The sequence below is a fragment of the Thalassolituus sp. ST750PaO-4 genome, assembly GCF_020320405.1.
In the GTDB taxonomy this organism is placed as follows: Bacteria; Pseudomonadota; Gammaproteobacteria; order Pseudomonadales; family Oceanobacteraceae; genus Venatoribacter; species Venatoribacter alkanivorans.
Genome location: NZ_JABVCB010000001.1, coordinates 59116 through 79594, shown reverse-complemented (window position 1 = coordinate 79594; position 20479 = coordinate 59116). Strand labels below are relative to the sequence as shown.

At 52.9% G+C, this 20479-nt stretch carries 20 protein-coding genes; 15 read left to right on the top strand and 5 right to left on the bottom strand.

All coding sequences use genetic code 11. The features are described 5' to 3' along the window. Positions 1 to 17: 17 nt before the first annotated feature. The gene (locus tag HUF18_RS00345; protein WP_145470425.1) at positions 18 to 497 is read left to right on the top strand and encodes a DUF6586 family protein; all 480 of its coding nucleotides are present in this window, start codon (positions 18 to 20) and stop codon (positions 495 to 497) included. A gap of 121 nt (positions 498 to 618) precedes the next feature. Beyond that, a complete protein-coding gene (locus tag HUF18_RS00340) occupies positions 619 to 870 on the top strand; it encodes a hypothetical protein (RefSeq protein WP_145470427.1) in 252 nt (83 codons plus the stop codon). A gap of 110 nt (positions 871 to 980) precedes the next feature. On the opposite strand, the gene HUF18_RS00335 is transcribed toward HUF18_RS00340, so the two are convergent. Then, positions 981 to 1427: a cell division inhibitor SulA gene (locus tag HUF18_RS00335; protein ID WP_225690675.1), complete on the bottom strand. Its 447-nt coding sequence runs from the start codon at positions 1425 to 1427 to the stop codon at positions 981 to 983. 32 nt (positions 1428 to 1459) lie between these two features. Then, on the bottom strand, positions 1460 to 2059 hold the full coding sequence (gene lexA / locus HUF18_RS00330; RefSeq protein WP_145470431.1) for a transcriptional repressor LexA: 600 nt from the start codon (positions 2057 to 2059) through the stop codon (positions 1460 to 1462). A gap of 266 nt (positions 2060 to 2325) precedes the next feature. Between lexA and HUF18_RS00325 the strand changes: the two genes are divergently transcribed. Genes HUF18_RS00325 through HUF18_RS00310 form a run of 4 tightly spaced genes read left to right on the top strand, consistent with a single transcriptional unit; the run spans position 2326 to position 5414 of the window. Then, the gene (locus HUF18_RS00325) at positions 2326 to 2970 is read left to right on the top strand and encodes a TetR/AcrR family transcriptional regulator (protein WP_145470433.1); all 645 of its coding nucleotides are present in this window, start codon (positions 2326 to 2328) and stop codon (positions 2968 to 2970) included. A gap of 48 nt (positions 2971 to 3018) precedes the next feature. Further along, entirely contained in the window at positions 3019 to 3561 is a 543-nt protein-coding gene (locus tag HUF18_RS00320) for a L,D-transpeptidase (protein WP_225690674.1), read from the top strand. After that, positions 3546 to 4616 carry a beta-N-acetylhexosaminidase gene (nagZ, locus tag HUF18_RS00315; RefSeq protein WP_225690673.1) on the top strand — a complete coding sequence of 357 codons (1071 nt, stop codon included), beginning with the start codon at positions 3546 to 3548 and terminating at the stop codon, positions 4614 to 4616. Before HUF18_RS00320 ends, nagZ begins: the two co-directional genes overlap by 16 nt. A 51-nt stretch (positions 4617 to 4667) precedes the next feature. Beyond that, positions 4668 to 5414, top strand: coding sequence for an S-methyl-5'-thioinosine phosphorylase (locus HUF18_RS00310; protein WP_222428603.1), 747 nt, complete (start codon positions 4668 to 4670; stop codon positions 5412 to 5414). A gap of 85 nt (positions 5415 to 5499) precedes the next feature. Here HUF18_RS00310 and HUF18_RS00305 read toward each other — a convergent pair whose 3' ends face one another. Genes HUF18_RS00305 through mfd form a run of 3 tightly spaced genes read right to left on the bottom strand, consistent with a single transcriptional unit; the run spans position 5500 to position 10314 of the window. Then, positions 5500 to 6033 (bottom strand): dihydrofolate reductase family protein, encoded by a 534-nt coding sequence (locus HUF18_RS00305; protein ID WP_225690672.1) that lies wholly within the window; start codon positions 6031 to 6033, stop codon positions 5500 to 5502. Between the two features lie 7 nt (positions 6034 to 6040). After that, positions 6041 to 6853 (bottom strand): CsiV family protein, encoded by an 813-nt coding sequence (locus HUF18_RS00300; protein ID WP_225690671.1) that lies wholly within the window; start codon positions 6851 to 6853, stop codon positions 6041 to 6043. After that, entirely contained in the window at positions 6850 to 10314 is a 3465-nt protein-coding gene (gene mfd / locus HUF18_RS00295) for a transcription-repair coupling factor (RefSeq protein ID WP_225690670.1), read from the bottom strand. Before mfd ends, HUF18_RS00300 begins: the two co-directional genes overlap by 4 nt. Positions 10315 to 10494: 180 nt before the next feature. Here mfd and HUF18_RS00290 point away from each other — a divergent pair, with 180 nt between their 5' ends. The 9 genes from HUF18_RS00290 to HUF18_RS00250 all read left to right on the top strand — a co-directional run bounded on the left by HUF18_RS00290 (position 10495) and on the right by HUF18_RS00250 (position 20477). Next, complete coding sequence (locus tag HUF18_RS00290) at positions 10495 to 11943, top strand: glyceraldehyde-3-phosphate dehydrogenase (protein WP_222428604.1); 1449 nt, start codon at positions 10495 to 10497, stop codon at positions 11941 to 11943. 333 nt (positions 11944 to 12276) lie between these two features. Then, positions 12277 to 13611 carry a Na(+)-translocating NADH-quinone reductase subunit A gene (locus HUF18_RS00285; protein ID WP_225690668.1) on the top strand — a complete coding sequence of 445 codons (1335 nt, stop codon included), beginning with the start codon at positions 12277 to 12279 and terminating at the stop codon, positions 13609 to 13611. A 2-nt stretch (positions 13612 to 13613) separates the two neighbouring features. Next, complete coding sequence (locus HUF18_RS00280) at positions 13614 to 14828, top strand: NADH:ubiquinone reductase (Na(+)-transporting) subunit B (RefSeq protein WP_145470445.1); 1215 nt, start codon at positions 13614 to 13616, stop codon at positions 14826 to 14828. Next, a complete protein-coding gene (locus tag HUF18_RS00275; protein WP_145470446.1) occupies positions 14815 to 15612 on the top strand; it encodes a Na(+)-translocating NADH-quinone reductase subunit C in 798 nt (265 codons plus the stop codon). The genes HUF18_RS00280 and HUF18_RS00275 overlap by 14 nt, the downstream gene beginning before the upstream one ends. A 1-nt stretch (position 15613) precedes the next feature. Next, positions 15614 to 16276, top strand: coding sequence for an NADH:ubiquinone reductase (Na(+)-transporting) subunit D (locus HUF18_RS00270; RefSeq protein ID WP_145470448.1), 663 nt, complete (start codon positions 15614 to 15616; stop codon positions 16274 to 16276). Beyond that, positions 16276 to 16890, top strand: a complete 615-nt coding sequence (gene nqrE / locus HUF18_RS00265; RefSeq protein WP_145470449.1) for an NADH:ubiquinone reductase (Na(+)-transporting) subunit E — start codon at positions 16276 to 16278, stop codon at positions 16888 to 16890. Before HUF18_RS00270 ends, nqrE begins: the two co-directional genes overlap by 1 nt. A gap of 12 nt (positions 16891 to 16902) precedes the next feature. After that, positions 16903 to 18126: an NADH:ubiquinone reductase (Na(+)-transporting) subunit F gene (gene nqrF / locus HUF18_RS00260; RefSeq protein WP_225690666.1), complete on the top strand. Its 1224-nt coding sequence runs from the start codon at positions 16903 to 16905 to the stop codon at positions 18124 to 18126. Positions 18127 to 18458: 332 nt separating this feature from the next. Then, complete coding sequence (locus HUF18_RS00255) at positions 18459 to 19598, top strand: acyl-CoA desaturase (protein WP_225690664.1); 1140 nt, start codon at positions 18459 to 18461, stop codon at positions 19596 to 19598. 147 nt (positions 19599 to 19745) lie between these two features. Beyond that, the gene (locus HUF18_RS00250; protein WP_225690661.1) at positions 19746 to 20477 is read left to right on the top strand and encodes a hypothetical protein; all 732 of its coding nucleotides are present in this window, start codon (positions 19746 to 19748) and stop codon (positions 20475 to 20477) included. The last annotated feature ends 2 nt before the right edge of the window (positions 20478 to 20479 follow it).

Below are 20479 nucleotides of genomic sequence, written 5' to 3'. Positions count from 1 at the left end.
TTCCGCCGGAGCAGGCTATGTCGCAGTGGATTGGCTTCACCAATCAGAAACTCTATCAGTGCCGGTTGTTGCTGGAACAGCTGGCTGCTCAGCAGTCGGCTGCTCCAGCCTTGAAGCAGGCGCTGGAAGAGAGTGCGCTGTATCAGCTGCGCGATGCCTGGCTGTCTTACCTGGCCGAACTGGGTGATATGGTTGCTTATCGTCAGCCTGTCCGCTCTCTGGAATCACTGCTGCAGAATGCGCCGCTGACCACCGGCGAAATGCGCGAGCTGCAGCATCTGGCGGAGAATGGATTTTCCTGGCTGGCACAGATGCTGGCAGCGGCAGATGCTCAGGGACGTCCGTCCGGAATGAATCAGCCGGCAGCGGCCGTACAGACGGTTGAGGCTCAGGGCCGGATTGCGTTGGTTGCCACCCCGCACTCACCGGTTGCCGGTTGGCTGCAGGATCTGACCCGCCTGATTGAAGACCAGCGCGCCAATCGTCAGGAAAGCTGACTCCTTGATGAGCATATTTATGCAGAACCGTTTACTTTTTATTACTAACGGTTCTGTGTGTCGCTCAAGCTATTGAAAACATCCTGTGATACACTCCCGCGCCCAGTTTTGAGAGGCGGTTATGGCGCGCTTTTTTGAAATCGTAGAACTTTCCAATGGTGATATCGCCCTGCGTCGTGCCGACGATCAGGACAGCGATGCACTGGTGTGTATTCATTTTTCCGAAGATGCCAAGGCCAGCCTGCAGGCGCATCATATGGATGTTGCGCGGGTAATGCTGGAAGCCGGTGTACGTAAAGTCGGCGAGCTTTCCGGTATGGAAGTTGAGCGCGAAGACTTCGACACCCCTGAGTATCAGCAACGATTGCACTGAGCTGTGCTGTAGTGAATTGCCTACAGTCTGTACGTGTGAAGCTGTGCTGAAAGCATAAAAAAGCCCTGATCAAGATCAGGGCTTTTTTTGTGTTCGTCGTTTTCTACGCTTCAGGGGCGGCGCTGAATCAGCACCACATGGCTGCCGCTCTGGTCGGCCTGCTGGCGAATGACCTGCCGTTCGTGGTTGCTCAGCTCGCCCTGCCATTCAACAATCATATGACTGTTGCCGGCCGCCAGAACTTTGCTGCACAGGGCCAGCTGGGTGTCATTGCACAGATCGAGATGAATCACCGGCGAATGCTGCAGGCCCATGCTTTCCAGCCAGCTTTTATTCATCGGACGGTGCGGGCTCAGCCACATCAGCCAGCGCTTATGCGCATTGCACTGTGCCAGCATCGGCAGCAAATGCATGGGCTGAATCGCACCGCCTTCACTGACGATGACCTCGGTCAGACTGCCGCGCAGCGCACTGGTGCTGACCCTGGTCATTCTGCCTGGTTGCTGGCTGCTGAGAGATAAGCCGGCTTCTTCCATTCCGAGTAATAACTGACGCATAACAATCACCCCGAACCTGTGAACAGTTGCTGTTAGCTGCGGCGTACAACGCCGACGTATAAACCTTCAACGGCAAATTCCGTTTCCCGCAGATCAACTTCAATGGGCTTAAAGTCGTCATTTTCCGGGTGCAGAATCACCTGATTACGCTTCTTCTCGTAGCGCTTGACCGTTACTTCGTTATCGACGCGGGCAACGATGATTTCGCCATTACGGGCGGTTTCGGCTTTGTGTACCGCAATGTAGTCGCCGTCGAGAATACCGATGTTCTTCATACTGTCGCCATGAACTTCCAGCAGGAAGTCTGCAGAAGGGCGGAAGAAGCTGGGTGGAATCTCGCAGTAATCGGCGATGTGTTCCTGAGCCAGGATAGGCTCACCGGCGGCTACACGGCCAACGATCGGCAGACCCGGGTTCTGCTCTTCAACAATGCGCAGGCCGCGGGAAGCGCCGGGCATAATTTCAATCGCACCTTTACGTGCCAGCGCCTTCAAGTGTTCCTCTGCGGCGTTAGGCGATTTAAAGCCCAGCTCGGCAGCAATTTCGGCGCGAGTGGGCGGAAATCCTGTTTCTTCCAGTGAGGAGCGGATGAAATCCAGAACCTGCTGTTGTCGTGCCGTGAGCTTGATCATGATGCTTATCCAGTCTGTTGATCCATACAGTATGGTGTAAATGTATACAGTATTTTATCCAGTGTAAACCCCTGTTATCAGAGGTCTGTGGATTGCGGTGTATTCACCGCCGTTGTACTGACCCGGATAATGGAGTGAGGCTTTTAGCCTTTGGCCGTATATGGGGTTGCCTAAATCTCGTTTTAAACGTATGTTTGAAACAGTTGTTTTGTACTGTCGGCGATGGCAATAAAGCCGCGACAGCGTGATAAGGCAGATGCAGGGTTATGGCACAGAAAGATACGGTAAAAAGTATCCTGAATGCGGCAGAGGAGTTGTTTTCGGAGCGTGGCTTTGCCGAGACCTCATTGCGGAATATCACCACGAAGGCCGGAGTGAATCTGGCGGCGGTGAATTATCATTTTGGCTCTAAGAAGGCGTTGATTCAGGCGGTATTTGCCCGTTTCCTGACGCCATTCTGCGAAGATCTGGAACGTGAGCTGGATGCCGTACAGGCACGTCTGGATGGCAAGGTACCGGAATTACCGGGCATATTAATGCTGCTGTCGCAGACGGCGCTGCGTGCCGGACATGACAGCCCGCGCCGCCTGGGTATCTTTATGCGCCTGCTGGGACTGGCTTATACCCAGGGGCAGGGGCATTTACGCCGTTTTCTGCAGAAAGAATATGGCCCGGTGTTTAAAGCCTTTATGCGTCTGGTGACGGCTGCGACTCCTGAACTTTCCGATGAAGACCGTTTCTGGCGTATCCACTTTATGCTGGGGGCGACGGTGTTTACATTGTCGGGGGCCGATTCACTGACGGCGATGGCGGAACACGATCTGGGCAAGGGTTCGGATATTGCGCAGGTTGTTGATAAATTGATACCTTTCCTCGCATCCGGTCTTAACGCTCCGCATCAGGCTGGTTGAGCGGAGCCGGGCTTTCCGTTTTTCGCTTTTTACCAACAGGCCTTTGCTATGGCGCCCACGGCTGCGCAATCTGCGTTACCGCAAACATTAATAGAAGTTTCCATTGCGGATCAGGTACTGCGCGTGTCGAGCGCCGGTATCTGCCATCTTTATCCGGTTTCCACGGCGCTTAATGGTGCCGGTGAACAGGAAAATTCCGGTTGTACCCCCCGTGGCTGGCACCGTGTCCGTGCGGCTATTGGTGCCGGTTTGCCACTGAACACCGTATTTGTTGGCCGGCGCCCGACCGGTGAAGTTTATTCGCCTGAACTGGCGCTACAGCAACCACAACGCGACTGGATTTTAACCCGCATTCTGTGGCTGCAGGGACTGGAAGTCGGCGTCAACCGTATGGGCAATGTCGATTCCATGCGCCGTTATATTTATATCCATGGCACACCGGACTCTGAACCTATGGGCCAGCCACTGTCTCATGGCTGTATCCGTATGCGTAACAGCGATATTACTGAATTATTTGAACTGGTCAGTGCCGGTACGCCGGTGTGGATTCAGCCGCACAGTTTTTCGAGGATCCCATGCCGCAATCTGTAACACAGAATTTAAACCAGTGTATCGGTGTGGTTGCCGATATTGACGGTACAGAATTAACCGCTGCCGACCGTGAATTTTTATTGCAGCCGGAAATCTGCGGGTTAATTTTTTTCGCGCGTAATTATCAGTCGCCACAGCAGTTAAAGGCTTTGACCCGCGATATTCTCAGCCTGCGCCCGGATTTATTATTGTGCGTGGATCAGGAAGGCGGTCGCGTACAGCGTTTCCGCGAAGGCTTTACCCGTCTGCCGCCGATGCTGGCGCTGGAAAAAGAATATCAGCACAACAGCACCGAAGCGCTGACCCTGGCCCATGAACTGGGCTGGCTGATGGCCGCCGAGCTGCGTCAGCAGGGAGTGCATCTGAGCTTTGCGCCAGTGCTGGATATTGAAACCGATGTGTCTCAGGTGATTGGCGACCGTGCCTTTGGTCATGATGCAGATACCGTTATTGCGCTGGCTTCTGCTTTTGTACGTGGTATGAATGAGGCCGGCATGCTGGCGGTAGGTAAGCATTTTCCCGGTCACGGTGCCATTGCCGCAGACTCGCATCTGGCGCTGCCGGTGGACGCTCGTTCGCGCATTGAACTGAATAACGATATCGGGCCTTTTCATGCGCTGATGTCGATGGGGCTGTTAAGCGGTATTATGCCCGCCCACGTGATTTATCCGGCGGTCGACAGTGACAATACCGCCGGTTTTTCTGCGCACTGGCTGCAGAATATTCTGCGCACCGAGCTGCAGTTTAATGGTGTGATTTTCAGTGATGATTTATCCATGGCCGGTGCGGCCAGTGTTGGCAGTTACGCCGAACGTGCCGGCTGTGCCATGCGTGCGGGTGCCAATGCGCTGTTGGTGTGTAATGACCGTTCGGCCGCGCAGCAAGTCATCCTTGCTGTACGTGAACAATTACAACAGCCGGGCTGGCAGACGCTGAGTCTTGCCGGGTTGCAAGGCACCGCAGGCGGGTTACAGGGAACAGCAGACGATATGTCGGAAAACATGCTGGCCGAACGCCGCTCTGCGATCTTACCGCAGCTGGAAAATCTGCGCTGAATAATGAATAACGGTGCCTTTAAAGACGCCGTCTGAATACGTTGGAATGATATGAGCATTAATAAAATAGCCATTATTGGTGGCACCGGTTTAACCCAACTCGAAGGTCCGGAAATTACCGTCAGCCATGATGTCAATACCGCACTGGGTCAGCCTTCATCGGCGGTTCAGGAAGGTCGCTGGAATGATAAAACCGTGCTGTTTTTAGCGCGCCACGGACACCCGCATGCAGTGCCGCCGCATAAAATTAATTACCGTGCAAATTTACTGGCGCTGCAGGAGCAGGGTGCAGAGGCCATTATTGCGGTGAATGCCGTAGGTGGTATTCATCCGGCCATGCAATCCGGTGTGATTTCGGTTCCGCATCAGGTGGTTGATTACACCTGGGGGCGCGAGGGTACCTTTTTTGATGGTGAATTCCGCCCGCTGGATCATATCGACCTGACGCATCCCTACGATGAAAATCTGCGTCAGGCTTTAATTTCTGCCGCCGCCGATATTGCCTTGCCGGTGTGTGATTTTGGCGTGTACGCTGCGACTCAGGGCCCGCGTCTGGAAACCATCGCCGAAATTAACCGTCTGGAAAAAGACGGTTGTGATCTGGTGGGTATGACCGGTATGCCGGAAGCCGCTCTGGCGCGTGAACTGGGTATTCCTTATGCGAGTATCTGTCTGGTGGTTAATCCTGCAGCCGGTAAAAGCGAAGGCGAAATTACCATGGATGAAATCCGTGCAGTATTAAGTGGCGGTATGCAGCAGGTGCGTGATTTGCTGGCGGCGACGCTGAAGCGGATTTAAGACGTCATTTTTTGCTGAAACTGACAAATAAAAAAGCCCGGAATTTCCGGGCTTTTTTATTTGGTATTTCTTATATCAGCGGGCCTCAACCGATACGGTAATGACTCTGCACAAAACCATTGGCGTAGCTTTTATTGGCAAGCAGGGTCAGTAGGGTATCGCAGTTCAGTTCGCCGAATAACGGAATTCCACGGCCCAGCAGCAGCGGAATGCGGGTCACGATCAGCTCGTTGAGCAATCCGGTGCGCAGAAACGACTGAATCAGGCGGCCGCCATCAATATAAAGTGAGTCTTCGCCTTCGCGCTGCAGGCGTTCGGTTAAGGTCAGTGGTGATTCGGCACTTAATTCTGCTTTATCCCGGTGTGTTTCCGGCAGGGCTTTAAGCGATTGGCTGAGCAAAATCACGCGTGTGCCCTCATAGGGCCATTCTCCAAAGGTGAGGACTTTTTCGAACGTATTGCGACCCATCACCAGGCAGCTGGTGCCGGCCATAAATTGCGCATAGCCGAAATCTTCTTCTGCGATGGTAAAGGCCGGATTTTCCAGCCAGTCGAGTGCACCATCCGGCCGGGCAATAAAACCATCCAGGCTGCAGGCGATAAAGGAGCGGATTTTCATGGTCGGCTTAAAGGTCTTCGGCACGTTCAACGGGAATAATTTTCAGCACAATGCCGAGCATCGGGTGATCAATGTAGTGCAGCTCGTTACTGCGCATACGGCGGCTCTGTTGTACCCGTGCAGCGCGGATTGGGGCTGGTAAATCAACCGCCATGGACGCTTCCATATCTGTCTGGGCCAGCAGGTCGTTGCGGTAATCGGCGCGGTTGTCGCTGGCGGGTAAGGTCAGCGCACTCAGTTCGGCCGGTTCGTGGATTTCGTATTGCTGTACCTGTAAGTCGGTATTGATATGCAGATAACGGCTGCGGTGCAGTTCAAAGTTGCCGGTCAGCTGAATATCCAGTTTGTCCTGCAGGCGCACATTCAGGTTGTGGCGGATTGCCTGGCCTTCTTCCTGAATGGGTTCCACCCAGGCCTGATGCCAGATCACTTTCATATCACTGCGCTTATTAATGCGTTCGGCTTCATTGGCCATTTTCAGTTCTGCCAATGGCTGCAAAGGGGCAGGCCATTCCGCTTTCGGGATGCGGGCAAAACCAAAGCCTGCAAATAATGCATTATGCAGTTGCTGGTAACGTGCCGGACTCAGCCACCAGGTGTAGTCGGGTGTGGTATCCGCTTCGGTCTGCAAACTGCCGGATTCATTGTCCTCGGTGGCGCTGGTTTCCAGCACTTCAGGCCAGAGTTCCTGATCAATCAGGCTTTCGTCTTCGTACGCGACCAGGATCATTTCCACCCGATACCAGGGCGCGGCACTGGCCGATAATGGCAGGGCAACAGAGCACAGAAGCAGAAAGGCACGGCAAAACAGCTGGCTCACAGATTAGGGTCCTTTTGTAATTCGGTTAATACCTGATCGATCTGGTTAAAGCGCTGATCGATACTGGTCATATTGAGGTTGAAACGCAAGGTATGACCACCTTCGAGTTTGAAGGTGCCGGATTTGCTTTGCACCAGTTTTACCAGTACGAAAGGGTTGATATTGGTTTCGGCGGCAAATTCAATGCGGCCACTTTGCTCGCCGGCATCCAGCTTGGCAATACCGAGGGGTGTCAGTTTCAGTTTTAATGAGGTCTGACGGAACAGGTTTTTGACGGCATCCGGCAACAGGCCGAAACGGTCGATCATTTCTACCTGCAGTTCTTTCAGCTCGTTGTCGTCGCGCGCGCTGGCAATGCGCTTGTACAGTGTCAGGCGACTGTTAACGTCGGGCAGATAATCCTGCGGAATCAGTGCCGGAATGTGCAGATTCACTTCGGCACCCTGATTCAGTGACAGATCAGCGGATGGGGTTTTACCGGATTTCATGGCTTTTACGGCCTGTTCCAGCATTTCCATATACAGGGTAAAACCGATGGTTTCGATCTGGCCGCTCTGTTCTTCACCGAGCAACTCGCCGGCGCCGCGGATTTCCAGATCGTGGGTGGCGAGCATAAAGCCGGCACCCAGATCCTGCGCGGCCGAAATGGCTTCGAGGCGTTTTTCGGCGTCTTTGGTCAGGGTTTTCGGCGGCGGAGTCAGCAGGTAAGCGTAGGCCTGATGGTGTGAGCGACCGACGCGGCCACGCAGCTGGTGCAGCTGGGCAAGACCGAATTTATCGGCACGCTCAATAATAATGGTGTTGGCCGACGGCACGTCGATACCGGTTTCGATAATGGTGGTACACACCAGCACGTTAAAGCGCTTGTGATAAAAATCGCCCATCACCCGTTCCAGCTCACGCTCGGACATCTGACCGTGTGCGACCACCACGCGCGCTTCGGGAATGGCTTCGCTTAATTCGCGGGCGGTTTTCTCGATGCTTTTAACTTCATTGTGCAGGTAATACACCTGACCGCCGCGCAGAATTTCACGCAGAACCGCTTCTTTAATGGTCGGTTCGTCATGCTGGCGCACAAAGGTTTTGACGCTTAAGCGCTTGGCCGGCGGTGTGGCGATAATGGACAAATCGCGGATGCTGGCCATGGCCATATTTAACGTACGCGGAATCGGCGTGGCGGTGAGGGTCAGAATATCGACTTCGGCACGCAGGGCTTTAATGCGCTCTTTCTGCTGCACACCAAAGCGGTGTTCTTCGTCGATAATCAGCAGACCGAGGTGATCGAATTTCACATCTTTCTGCAGCAGTTTATGGGTGCCGACAACAATATCGGTTTTGCCTTCGAGCATACGGTCGAGGGCGGCCTGGGTTTCTTTGGCAGAATTAAAGCGCGACAGCACATCGACCTTCACCGGCCACTCGGCAAAGCGGTCGGCAAAATTCTGATAATGCTGCTGCGCCAGCAGGGTGGTGGGCACTAACACGGCCACCTGTTTGCCGCTCTGTACCGCCATAAAGGCTGCGCGCATGGCGACTTCGGTTTTACCGAAACCAACGTCACCACAGACCAGACGGTCCATGGGGCGTGGCGAGCACATATCGTTAATGACGGCATCGATGGCGGCCTGCTGATCCGGGGTTTCCTCAAACGGGAAACCGGCGGCAAAACGCTCGTACTCTTCATCCGGGCCGCTGAAAGCGAAGCCCTTACGCGCTTCACGGCGGGCATAAATATCCAGCAGTTCGGCGGCAGTATCGCGGATTTTTTCGGCCGCCTTGCGCTTCGCCTGTGCCCATTTATCGGTGCCGAGTTTATTCAGTGGTGCCGCACCCTGTTCGGCGCCACCGTAGCGGGCAATTAAATGCAGGGCAGAAACCGGCACGTACAGTTTGGCGTTACCGGCGTATTCCAGCACCAGAAATTCATTCACCTGACCACCGGCTTCCAGCGTCTGCAGGCCCTGATAACGACCAACGCCATGATCGAGGTGCACCACCGGCGCGCCGGGTTGCAGCTCTGACAGATCACGGATGACCAGTTCAGAATCGGTTTTCTGTTTGCTGCGGCGACGGGTCTGGCGGATGCGCTGACCGAATAACTGATTTTCGGTAATGATGCTCAGCGTTTGCTGGCCGTCGCTGACGGTGACGCCATCATCAAGCGGGCCAACAATTAACCCCAGTGGCTCGCTGCCGGTAATAAAGTCAGTCCAGCCGTCCTGATCTTTCGGACGCAGCTGAATGCGGCCGAGTAATTCTTTTAATGCCTCACGGCGACCGGCAGATTCGGCGCAGAACAGCACGCGCTGATCTTTGTTATCTGTCAGCCAGGTCTGCAGGCGCTGCAGCGGTTGCTCAAGACGGGAATCGACGCTGATGTCGCTTAACACCTGCGTATTAAAGTGCTGGCTGCCGGCGCGTTCCGGAGGTGCATCGGCCTGCCACTGAATACGCGGGAATTCGTTCAGGCCGGAAAATAACTGCTCGGCGGATAAAAACAATTGCGCCGGTGACAGTACCGGACGCAGGCGGTCGTAGCGGCGGCTTTCGTAACGTTGTTCGGCGTCTTTACGGAACTGGTTGGTTGCCTGCTCGAGCCGGGCATCGTGAATCACCAGGGTTTTGCGCGGCAAATAGTCGAGAAAGCTGGCCAGATCTTCACTGAAAAACAGCGGCAGATAATATTCGATACCGGCCGGCGCAATGCCCTGAGAAACGTCGGTGTACACCGGGCAGGCTTTCGGGTCGTGCTCAAAAAAATCAAACCAGCGCGTTTTAAAGGTACGGATAGCACCGGTATTCAGCGGAAATTCACGCGCCGGCAGAATGCGGATGGACTCGACTTTATCCAGAGTGCGCTGGGTTTCCGGATCGAAGGTGCGCAGGGTTTCGATTTCGTCATCGAATAACTCGATACGGAAGGGGGTGTCCTGACCCATCGGAAAGATATCGATAATCGAACCGCGTACGGCAAATTCACCATGCTCGTAAACGGTATCGACACAATGGTAACCCGCCGACTCAAGTTGCAGGCGGGTATTGTCAACGTCAAAGCGCTGGCCGATATCGAGGGCAAAGCTCTGGCCCTGATAAAAGCTGGCCGGTGGCAGGCGGTGCAGCAGGGTAGTGACCGGCAGAATCAGCACGCCCTGTTTCAGGTCGTGCAGGCGGCTTAAGGTGGCAATCCGCTGGGAGACGATATCCTGATGCGGCGAGAACACATCGTACGGCAGAATTTCCCAGTCGGGGAAATGCAGTACGGTCAGGTCGCTGGCAAAAAAGCGGATTTCTTCTTCCAGTCGTAATGCACTGGCCGGATCGGCACTGATCACCAGCGTCAGCCCCTGTTGCTGGCTGGCCGCACTGGCGATGGCCAGAGCCTGGCTGGCGCCATGCAGATTCCCCCAGAAGCGCCGCTCGGCGGCTTTGGCGGGTAGTTCCGGATGGAATGGGCTGACCATTCAGGCTCCTCAGGCAGTCAAAAAATAAGCGCGCTAGTGTAACCAAAGGGCAGGGGGCTGTTAAGGAACCTCTGCATAATGGCCGCCGCCGGGAAATGCGCTCAGGTTTGTGCATTGTCTGACATACAGGCATAATATGCGCCCCGAATTTGCCCACTGATTTTTACGGAAGGTGAACCCGTGAGCCAAGACATGCGCGAAGCCTGTTTGCAGGACTGGATGGACCGTGAAGCCATCGCCGAATCTATGATTCCTCTGGTTGGTACTATGTACCGCAAGAAAAACGTTGTGACTTCCATCTATGGTCGTCCTGTTATCAACCGTTCTGTTATCGATCTGCTGAAAGCGCACCGTTTTGTGCGTCATATGGAAAAGCAGGAACTGTCTGTACACGACACTTTCCCGGTTCTGGCCGCTCTGAGCGAGCTGGATGTGGGCCGTGCCCATGTGGATATCGGTAAGCTGGCGGTTAAATTCCGCGCTGAAGGCAATGGCCGTGATCTGAGTGCCTTCCTGCAGGATGAACTGGCTGATGTGATCGGCAAAGATCTGCCGGATGGCGAGAACCGTGATGTGGTTCTGTACGGTTTTGGCCGTATCGGTCGTCTGCTGGCCCGTATCCTGATTGAAAAATCCGGTGGCGGCCGTGGTCTGCGTCTGCGCGCTATTGTTGTTCGTCGCGGTAAAGGCGATGACCTGGTGAAGCGTGCTTCTCTGCTGCGTCGTGATTCTGTACACGGTACTTTCCGTGGCACCCTGACCGTGGATGCAGAAAACGAAGCGCTGATCGCCAACGGTAACTTCATCAAGATCATTTACGCTGGCAACCCGGCAGAAATCGATTACACCCAGTACGGCATCAAAAACGCGCTGGTTATCGATAACACTGGTGTATGGCGTGACGAAGCTGGCCTGGCTCAGCACCTGCAGGCTAAAGGTACTGCCCGTGTACTGCTGACTGCCCCAGGTAAAGGCGATCTGAAAAACATCGTATATGGTATTAACCACGGTGATATCGAAGAGTCTGACAAAATTCTGTCTGCGGCTTCCTGTACCACCAATGCCATTACTCCGGTGCTGAAAGTGATGGACGATGCTTATGGCATCAACAGCGGTCACGTTGAAACCGTTCACTCCTACACCAATGACCAGAACCTGATCGACAACTACCACAGTGGTGACCGTCGTGGCCGTTCTGCACCACTGAACATGGTTATTACCGAAACCGGCGCTGCGAAAGCCGTTGCCAAGGCGCTGCCTGCTCTGAAAGGTAAACTGACCGGTAATGCGATCCGTGTTCCGACGCCAAACGTTTCTATGGCGATTCTGTCTCTGAACCTGAAAAAAGAAACCACGGTTGAAGAGCTGAACAACTACCTGCGTGAACAGTCTCTGCACTCTGCAGTACAGAAGCAGATCGACTGGGTGAACTCTCCTGAAGTGGTATCTACCGACTTCGTGGGTAACAGCCATGCCGGTATCGTGGATGCCAAAGCCACCATCGTTAACGGTAACCACGTTAACCTGTACGTGTGGTACGACAACGAGTACGGCTACAGCCGTCAGGTTGTGCGTATTGCTCAGCAGGTGTGTGGCGTTGAGTATCCGACTTTCCCTAAGGTGGTGTAAGCCAGCTTTAGCCGATTGTGTATTAAATGCTCAATAAAAGAAGCCGCTGCAATCGCAGCGGCTTTTTTATTGGCTAAGCTTTAACCAGTTTTGCTGTGGCCGTACGGATAAGCCAAAAGGGGTAGTCAATTGCCGGGATGACCGGTGGATTAATCCGTTAGCGGTCATTATACTTAGCGCGATTTTTAACTTGGAAAATGAGTCCAAGTACTTGTTTCCTGTGTAAAAAGTGATCGAACGTACCGCAACCTTGGTGAGAGAGGGGGTGTTGTGCGTCTTTTTTTGCACGCCGGGAGCAACGACCTTGGAAGCAACAGTGATTAGGCGAGGCGTATGATCAATATCAGGAAGGGTCTCGACTTACCAATCACCGGAACTCCTGAACAAGTCATTTCTGCAGGGCGTGCCGTTACGCAAGTAGCTGTACTCGGAGCAGATTACGTTGGTATGAAGCCAACAATGGCAGTACAGGAAGGTGATCGAGTCAAGAAAGGCCAGGTGTTATTCACCGATAAAAAAACCGAAGGTGTTCAGTACACAGCTCCTGCTGCCGGCGTGGTAAAAGCCATTAACCGTGGCGAGCGTCGGGTATTCCAGTCCGTTGTTATCGATGTGGATGGCGCGGATGAAGAAACCTTCCAGAGTTATGCGCCGCAGCAGTTGTCATCGCTGTCTGCTGATGATGTTCAGGCGAATCTGGTGAATTCCGGATTGTGGACAGCACTGCGTACCCGTCCGTTTTCCCGCGTTCCTGCGTTGGGTTCACGTCCGCAGGCGGTTTTCGTCAATGCCATGGATACCAATCCACTGGCGGCGAACCCTGAGCTTGTGATTAATGAGCAGGCTGAAGCGTTCAAGAACGGTCTGACCGTGCTGAAGCAACTGACTGAAGGTCCGTTGTTTGTCTGTAAAGCGCCGGGAGCCAATATCCCGACGGCTGGTGTTGAAACCACTGAAGAATTTGCCGGTCCGCACCCGGCAGGTCTGACCGGTACCCATATTCATACACTGTTTGCCGTGAGTGCAGAGCGTGTGGTGTGGAGCATTGGTTATCAGGATGTGATTGCAGTGGGTCAGCTGTTTACCACCGGTAAACTGTTCACTGACCGTGTGATCTCTCTGGCGGGTCCTCAGGTTAAGCAACCGCGTCTGGTCCGTACTCAGGTCGGTGCCAGTCTGGCACAGCTGACTGAGGGTGAGCTGGCCGATGGCGAGAACCGCATTATTTCCGGTTCTGTATTTGGTGGCCGTACCGCCACTGGCGAAAGTCAGTTCCTGGGTCGTTACCACAATCAGGTTTCCGTACTGCGCGAAGGACGTGAACGTCCGATGCTGCATTACCTGACCCCGGGTGCTAACCGCTTCTCCGTAATGCCTATCTACCTGTCCAAGTTGCTGAAGAAAACCTTTGCCTTCACCACCACGACCAATGGTTCTGAGCGTGCAATGGTACCGGTGGGCGCGTATGAGAAAATCATGCCGCTGGATATCCTGCCAACTCAGCTGCTGCGTGCGCTGATCGTTGAAGATATGGATACCGCCATCAATCTGGGCGCTCTGGAACTGGATGAAGAAGACCTGGCCCTGTGCAGCTTTGTTTGCCCGGGCAAATATGAATACGGTCCGATTCTGCGGAAAAATCTCACCCGAATTCAGGCGGAGGGTTAATCATGGGCTTGCGTAGTATGCTCGACAGCCTGGCACCCAAGTTTGAAAAGGGTGGCAAGTTTGAAAAAATGTATCCGCTGTATGAAGCGGTAGACACCGGTCTTTATTCACCACCAAACGTGACCAACAACACGGCTCACGTACGTGATGGTATCGACCTGAAGCGCATCATGATCACTGTGTGGTTGTGTACCTTCCCGGCCATGTTCTTTGGTATGTACAACATCGGTCTGCAGGCTAACGAAGCACTGGCTGCCGGTGCTGGTACTGCGATTGAAGGCTGGCGTGAAATGCTGATCGCTCTGCTGGGCGGCAGCGCTCATAACGCCGCCAGTATCTGGGACAACTTTGTCTTTGGTGCTGCCTACTTCCTTCCTGTGTATGCCGTTACCTTTATTGTTGGTGGCTTCTGGGAAGTGCTGTTCGCGACCATCCGCCGCCATGAAGTGAACGAAGGTTTCTTCGTTACTTCTGTGCTCTTTGCCCTGACTCTGCCGCCAAGCATTCCGCTGTGGCAGGTGGCTCTTGGCATCAGTTTTGGTGTGGTGATCGGTAAGGAAATTTTCGGTGGTACCGGTAAAAACTTCCTTAACCCGGCGCTGACCGGCCGTGCATTCCTGTTCTTCGCTTACCCGGCCAATATGTCCGGTAATGCGGTATGGACTGCAGCCGATGGTTTCAGCGGTGCGACCGCTCTGAGTAACGCTGCAGAAGGTGGTGTGCAGAGCATCATCGACAACGGTGTCAGCTGGATGGATGCCTTTATCGGTACGATTCAGGGCTCTATGGGTGAAACCAGCACCCTGGCGATTTTCATTGGTGGTGCTGTTCTGCTGGTGATGGGTATTGCCTCTGCGCGTATCGTTGCCGGTGTCATGATCGGTATGGTTGCCACCACGCTGCTGCTGAACGCTGTTGGTTCTGATACTAACCCGATGTTTGCACTGCCATGGTACTGGCATCTGGTTCTGGGTGGTTTTGCCTTCGGTATGATCTTTATGGCGACCGATCCGGTATCGGCTTCCATGACCAATAAAGGTAAGTGGTTCTTTGGTGCTCTGATCGGCTTTATGGTGGTGATGATCCGTGTGGTTAACCCGGCATTCCCTGAAGGCATGATGCTGGCGATTCTGTTTGCCAACCTGTTTGCACCTTTGATTGACCACTTCGTGGTTCAGGCAAATATTAAGCGGAGGACTGCCCGTGTCAGCCAATAATGACAGCATTCAGAAGACCCTGGTGGTCGCCATTCTGCTGTGTCTGGTGTGTTCCGTTATCGTAGCCGGGGCTGCGGTCGGACTGCGTCAGAAGCAGAACGAAAACAAAGCTAACGACAAGAAAGCCGCAGTACTGCAGGCGGCTGGCCTGTATCAGGCTGACGTGCCCGTTGCTGAGCAGTTCAAACAGGTCACAACCCGTATTGTGAATCTGGAAGCCGGTCGTTTTGCGACCGAGTCTGAGCTGGATGAAATCCGTGCCGCTAACCTGAATCCGGATAACTTCGATCAGCGTAAGTCTTCCAAACTGCCTGCGCTGTCACGCAAGCTGTCTGGTGCTGAAGACAAGCCAAGTATCAAGCGTCTGGAGAAATACGCTGCGGTTTACATGGTTGAGAAAAACGGCACGATCGACACTCTGGTTCTGCCTGTCCATGGCTACGGTCTGTGGTCGACCTTGTATGGCTTTATCGCTCTTGAGGGCGATATGGAAACCATCGCTGGTCTCGGTTTCTACGCTCACGCAGAAACTCCGGGCCTGGGTGGTGAAGTCGACAATCCGAAGTGGAAAGGCATGTGGATTGGTAAAAAACTGCATAACGCCAAAGGCGAGCTTGCTATCACTGTTGTGAAAGGTAGTGCGGCCGAAGGCAACCTGAACCAGGTCGATGGTCTGTCCGGTGCGACTCTGACCAGTCGCGGTGTCGATAATCTGGTGAAATTCTGGGTTGGCGATATGGCGTTCGGCAAACTGCTGACTCAACTGAAAGGACAGGGGGCTTAATATGTCTGATATGAAAAATGTCCTGCTGGACCCGTTGTTTAATAAAAACCCGATTGCTGTGCAGATTCTGGGTGTGTGTTCTGCGCTGGCAGTAACTACCAGTCTGCAGGTTACGCTGGTGATGTGTATTGCACTGACCTCGGTAACTGCATTTTCTAACTTTGGTATCGCCCTGATCCGTAACCACATTCCGAACAATATCCGTATCATCGTGCAGATGATCATTATTGCCTCGCTGGTTATTGTGGTGGACCAGATCCTCAAGGCGTATGCCTATGACATCAGTAAGCAGCTGTCGGTATTCGTTGGTCTGATCATCACCAACTGTATCGTAATGGGCCGCGCTGAAGCCTTTGCCATGAAAAATGGCCCGGTGCTGAGCTTCTTCGATGGTATCGGTAACGGTCTGGGTTACTCGGTCGTGCTGATCACCGTTGGTACCATCCGTGAACTGTTTGGCGCCGGTAAACTGCTGGGCTTCGAAATTCTGCCGCTGATTCAGGATGGCGGCTGGTACCAGTCTAACGGTCTGCTGCTGCTGCCACCGTCAGCGTTTTTCATTATCGGTCTGTTTATCTGGGTACTGCGTACCTGGAAGAAAGATCAGGTGGAAACTGCAGAGTTCAAAATTCTGCCTAACACTGAGCATTCCGGAGGCCATTAATGGAACACTATATCAGTCTGTTCGTTAAGGCGGTCTTTGTTGAGAATATGGCGCTGGCCTTCTTCCTCGGCATGTGTACCTTCCTGGCGATTTCGAAAAAAATCCAGACCGCTATCGGCCTGGGTGTAGCGGTTATCGTGGTACTGGCGATCACTGTACCGGTTAACAACCTGATTTACGGTCTGCTGCTGAAAGAAGGTGCACTGACCTGGATCAGCCCGGATTTCGCTACTGTGGATCTGAGCTTCTTAGGCCTGCTGACCTATATCGGTGTGATTGCGGCGATGGTACAGATTCTGGAAATGGTACTCGATAAGTACGTTCCGTCGCTGTACAACGCGTTGGGTGTGTTCCTGCCACTGATCACCGTTAACTGCGCCATTATGGGTGCGGTGCTGTTCATGGTTGAGCGTGACTACACCTTTGGTGAGAGTGCGGTATACGGTGTTGGTGCTGGTCTGGGCTGGGCCCTGGCGATTACTGCACTGGCCGGTATTCGTGAAAAACTGAAATACAGTGACGTTCCTGCAGGTCTGCAGGGACTGGGCATCACCTTTATGACCGTTGGTCTGATGTCGCTGGGTTTCATGTCATTCTCTGGCGTGTCACTGTAAGGAGTCGGTATTTTGGATATTGAAATCATCCTCGGCGTTGTGATGTTTACCGTGATTGTATTGTCACTGGTATTCATCATTCTCGGCGCCCGTGCCAAGCTGGTCAGCTCTGGTAACGTAAAAATTCTGATCAATGGCGAGAAAACCATTGAAACGGAAGCCGGTGGTAAGCTGCTGCAAACCCTGGCTGCCAACAATATTTTCCTGTCCTCTGCCTGTGGTGGTGGTGGTACCTGTGCCCAGTGTAAGTGTGTGATTAAAAGCGGTGGCGGCGAAATGCTGCCAACGGAAGAGTCCCACTTCACCAAAGGTGAGGCCCGCGAAGGCTGGCGTCTGTCTTGTCAGGCACCGGTTAAGCAGGACATGGTGATTGAAGTTCCGGAAGAAGTGTTCGGCGTTAAGAAATGGGAAACCACCGTGGTTTCCAACCCTAACGTGGCAACCTTTATTAAAGAACTGACCCTGAAGCTGCCGGAAGGTGAAAGCGTAGACTTCCGTGCCGGTGGTTACGTTCAGCTGGAATGTCCTCCGTATGAAATCAATTTCTCTGATTTCGACATTCAGGAAGAATACCGTGGTGACTGGGAACGCTTTGGCTTCTTTGATCTGAAAGCGGTCAATAAAGAAGACACCATCCGTGCTTACTCCATGGCTAACTATCCGGAAGAGCGTGGTCTGGTGAAATTTAATATCCGTATTGCGACCCCACCTCCGGGCAGCAAGGGTATTAATCCGGGCATCATGTCTTCTTATGTCTTCAACCTGAAACCAGGTGACAAAGTAACCGTATACGGTCCGTTTGGTGAGTTCTTTGCCAAAAACACCGATGCCGAAATGGTGTTTATCGGTGGTGGTGCTGGTATGGCGCCGATGCGTTCACACATCTTCGATCAGCTGAAGCGTCTGGGTTCCAAGCGTAAGATCAGCTTCTGGTACGGTGCGCGTTCATTGCGTGAACTGTTCTATCAGGATGAATACGATCAGCTGGCGGCCGAGAACGATAACTTCGAATGGCATGTGGCTATGTCTGATCCGCAGCCTGAAGATAACTGGACAGGCCTGACCGGCTTTATCCATAACGTGCTGTATGAACAGTATCTGCGTGACCATCCGGCACCGGAAGACTGTGAGTTCTACATGTGTGGGCCTCCGATCATGAACCAGTCCGTGATCAACATGCTGCTGAGTCTGGGTGTTGAACCGGAAAATATCATGCTCGATGATTTCGGTGGTTAATCACCGGAACCCTGAAAAACCGCGCACTGCGCGGTTTTTTTATGCCTCAGGGAAGCAGGGCGTACAGATAGTGGCTCCTATAAGTATTTTTACTTTCACTTATTCCTGATAGTAAATAATCTGAGGCTTGATTTTTATGGGACGCCAGTCCCTCTGCGCTTATGCTCCGTTTGCCGGGAATTCTGTACAGAAAATAGACAGACGGGATGATTTAGCGCAAGCCTTTACGTTCGCTGCGGTGCCGGAATAGCTACAATCAGGTATCATGTCACACAGATTTAACAGCCGGTCTGTATTCCGTGTTGTCTGTATATCCATAAAGAAAGAGCCTTATGAGCGATACCAATAATAAAGAAGTTGCCCCCATAAACTGGGTTCCTGCCATTATGTTCTCCGTCACGGGACTGGCTGCACTGACACTGGTGCCCTGGTACGGGATCACCTATGGCTACACGCTGGCAGCGCTGGTGTTTTATATCCTGCTGACTTCGGCAACTGAGCTTGCCATTACTGCGGGTTATCACCGTTTGTGGTCGCACAATGCTTATGAAGCCCATTGGAGCCTGCGTCTCTGGTACGCGCTGTTCGGAGCCATGGCGCTGCAGAACACGATTCTGCACTGGAGTTCCGGCCACCGGGTTCACCATCGTCACGTTGATGATGTCGAGCTGGACCCGTATTCCGCCAGACGTGGTCTGTGGTTTTCTCATATGGGCTGGATGGTTCGTCAGTATAAAAGCGGCGTAGTGAATTTCGACAACGTTAAAAACCTGATGAAAGACCCGATTGTGATGTGGCAATACAAGTACTACATCCCGATCGCTCTGGGCATGAATATTGGTATTCCGGTTGCTCTGGGTCTGATGTTTGATGATCTCTGGGGCATGATCCTGCTGGCCGGTGTACTGCGCATTGTGACCACACACCACTTTACCTTCTTTATTAATTCCATCGCGCACAAGTGGGGCTCACAGCCCTATACCGATGAAAACACTGCCCGCGATAATCATTTCTTTGCCTTTCTGACCTTTGGTGAGGGTTACCATAACTATCACCATATCTTTCAGACCGATTACCGTAATGGCATCAAATGGTGGCAGTGGGATCCGACAAAATGGCTGATCAAAAGCTGCTCTATGCTTGGGCTGGCGAAAAATCTGCGTGTAGTTCCGGATTTTAAAATTCAGCGTGCCAAACTGAAAATGCAGTTTAAGCGTGCTCAGGAGCGTCTGGCGAAATCGAAAAATTCCGACAAGTGGTCGCACCTGCTGGAAAAAGAATACGAAGAATTTAAAGTGATGCTGGCCGAATGGACTGAACTGCAGTCAGAAAAGTATCAGGAAACCCGTCGCCATTTGCAGGAAAAATGGGAGAAGGCAGCTCTGCATACGCGTTACAAAGAGTTGGAATACTCGCTGAAAATGCAGCAGAAGCGTCTGAAGTTATTGACGGCACAATTTACCACCGGTTAATTTTTTGACGCAATCCGTAGCGGATTAAAGGCTGTATTGTGACGAACCCTGCAGGTTTAAACTTGCAGGGTTTTTTATTGCCCCTTAATCACTGAAAATATATTTATCAGTAATTTGAATGGTTAATAGAAAATGAAGCACTTTGGTTTGTATCTGTTTGTTTTTGCGTTAACGGCGTGTGGCGGTGGTGCTGGTGCTGGTGACTCTTCTGATGGCGGTGATCAGGGTGGTGACCTGGGTAACGGAACTCAGGCAATTGATTGCAGTGCCGATAAAAGTCAGAACTTAAGCATTCCGGTGCCTGAATATGCCGGCAGCTTTTCTGCCTACCAGGGTGGTTATTCCAGTTTTCCTGTTGGTGGTGGGCTTGATCCTGAGAATCTTGTGGGTATGGCTCAGTTGGGTATTTTGCTGATGGTGTCGGGCAGCAAGGAAGGAATAATGCATCCGGGGCCGCGCTGGACTAACGAGCAAGATCAGCCAACTAAATATCTGGACTACAGCCATGATGCCGAAGGTGAAATCTGGCTTTTCACACAAGATGGCTACGATGCTGAAAACGAGCTAAGTATCCGCATGGAGCAATCTGCAGACTGTGGTTACAACGAATACCAGTATGAAGATGGCCACCTTGTGCGCGCACTCGAATCTTCGAAATACGAATGGACGCTGAAGGGCTATACCGCAGGTGTGCAGGATAGCCTGATCGAAACGCAGATCAGCGCGGACCGCAGTGGCCGCACGGTAGCTGTCAGTCTTCCAGTAGATGGCGACCATCCGTACACCATCATGACCTGGGATAGTAATGGTGAAAAGGTCCTGCTGAAATACTGTGAAACCGCAGCGGGCACTAACTGCGCATCGTCAACGGCTCCCTGACA

What these genes read in the sequence shown, in the direction of transcription:
- nqrE (WP_145470449.1), top strand. Translation starts at nt 16,276, where the DNA reads ATGGAACACTATATCAGTCTGTTCGTTAAGGCGGTCTTTGTTGAGAAT.
- HUF18_RS00325 (WP_145470433.1), top strand. Translation starts at nt 2,326, where the DNA reads ATGGCACAGAAAGATACGGTAAAAAGTATCCTGAATGCGGCAGAGGAG.
- HUF18_RS00270 (WP_145470448.1), top strand. Translation starts at nt 15,614, where the DNA reads ATGTCTGATATGAAAAATGTCCTGCTGGACCCGTTGTTTAATAAAAAC.
- HUF18_RS00255 (WP_225690664.1), top strand. Translation starts at nt 18,459, where the DNA reads ATGAGCGATACCAATAATAAAGAAGTTGCCCCCATAAACTGGGTTCCT.
- nagZ (WP_225690673.1), top strand. Translation starts at nt 3,546, where the DNA reads ATGCCGCAATCTGTAACACAGAATTTAAACCAGTGTATCGGTGTGGTT.
- HUF18_RS00340 (WP_145470427.1), top strand. Translation starts at nt 619, where the DNA reads ATGGCGCGCTTTTTTGAAATCGTAGAACTTTCCAATGGTGATATCGCC.
- HUF18_RS00310 (WP_222428603.1), top strand. Translation starts at nt 4,668, where the DNA reads ATGAGCATTAATAAAATAGCCATTATTGGTGGCACCGGTTTAACCCAA.
- HUF18_RS00285 (WP_225690668.1), top strand. Translation starts at nt 12,277, where the DNA reads ATGATCAATATCAGGAAGGGTCTCGACTTACCAATCACCGGAACTCCT.
- HUF18_RS00305 (WP_225690672.1), bottom strand. Translation starts at nt 6,033, where the DNA reads ATGAAAATCCGCTCCTTTATCGCCTGCAGCCTGGATGGTTTTATTGCC.
- mfd (WP_225690670.1), bottom strand. Translation starts at nt 10,314, where the DNA reads ATGGTCAGCCCATTCCATCCGGAACTACCCGCCAAAGCCGCCGAGCGG.
- HUF18_RS00320 (WP_225690674.1), top strand. Translation starts at nt 3,019, where the DNA reads ATGGCGCCCACGGCTGCGCAATCTGCGTTACCGCAAACATTAATAGAA.
- HUF18_RS00335 (WP_225690675.1), bottom strand. Translation starts at nt 1,427, where the DNA reads ATGCGTCAGTTATTACTCGGAATGGAAGAAGCCGGCTTATCTCTCAGC.
- lexA (WP_145470431.1), bottom strand. Translation starts at nt 2,059, where the DNA reads ATGATCAAGCTCACGGCACGACAACAGCAGGTTCTGGATTTCATCCGC.
- HUF18_RS00345 (WP_145470425.1), top strand. Translation starts at nt 18, where the DNA reads ATGTCGCAGTGGATTGGCTTCACCAATCAGAAACTCTATCAGTGCCGG.
- HUF18_RS00280 (WP_145470445.1), top strand. Translation starts at nt 13,614, where the DNA reads ATGGGCTTGCGTAGTATGCTCGACAGCCTGGCACCCAAGTTTGAAAAG.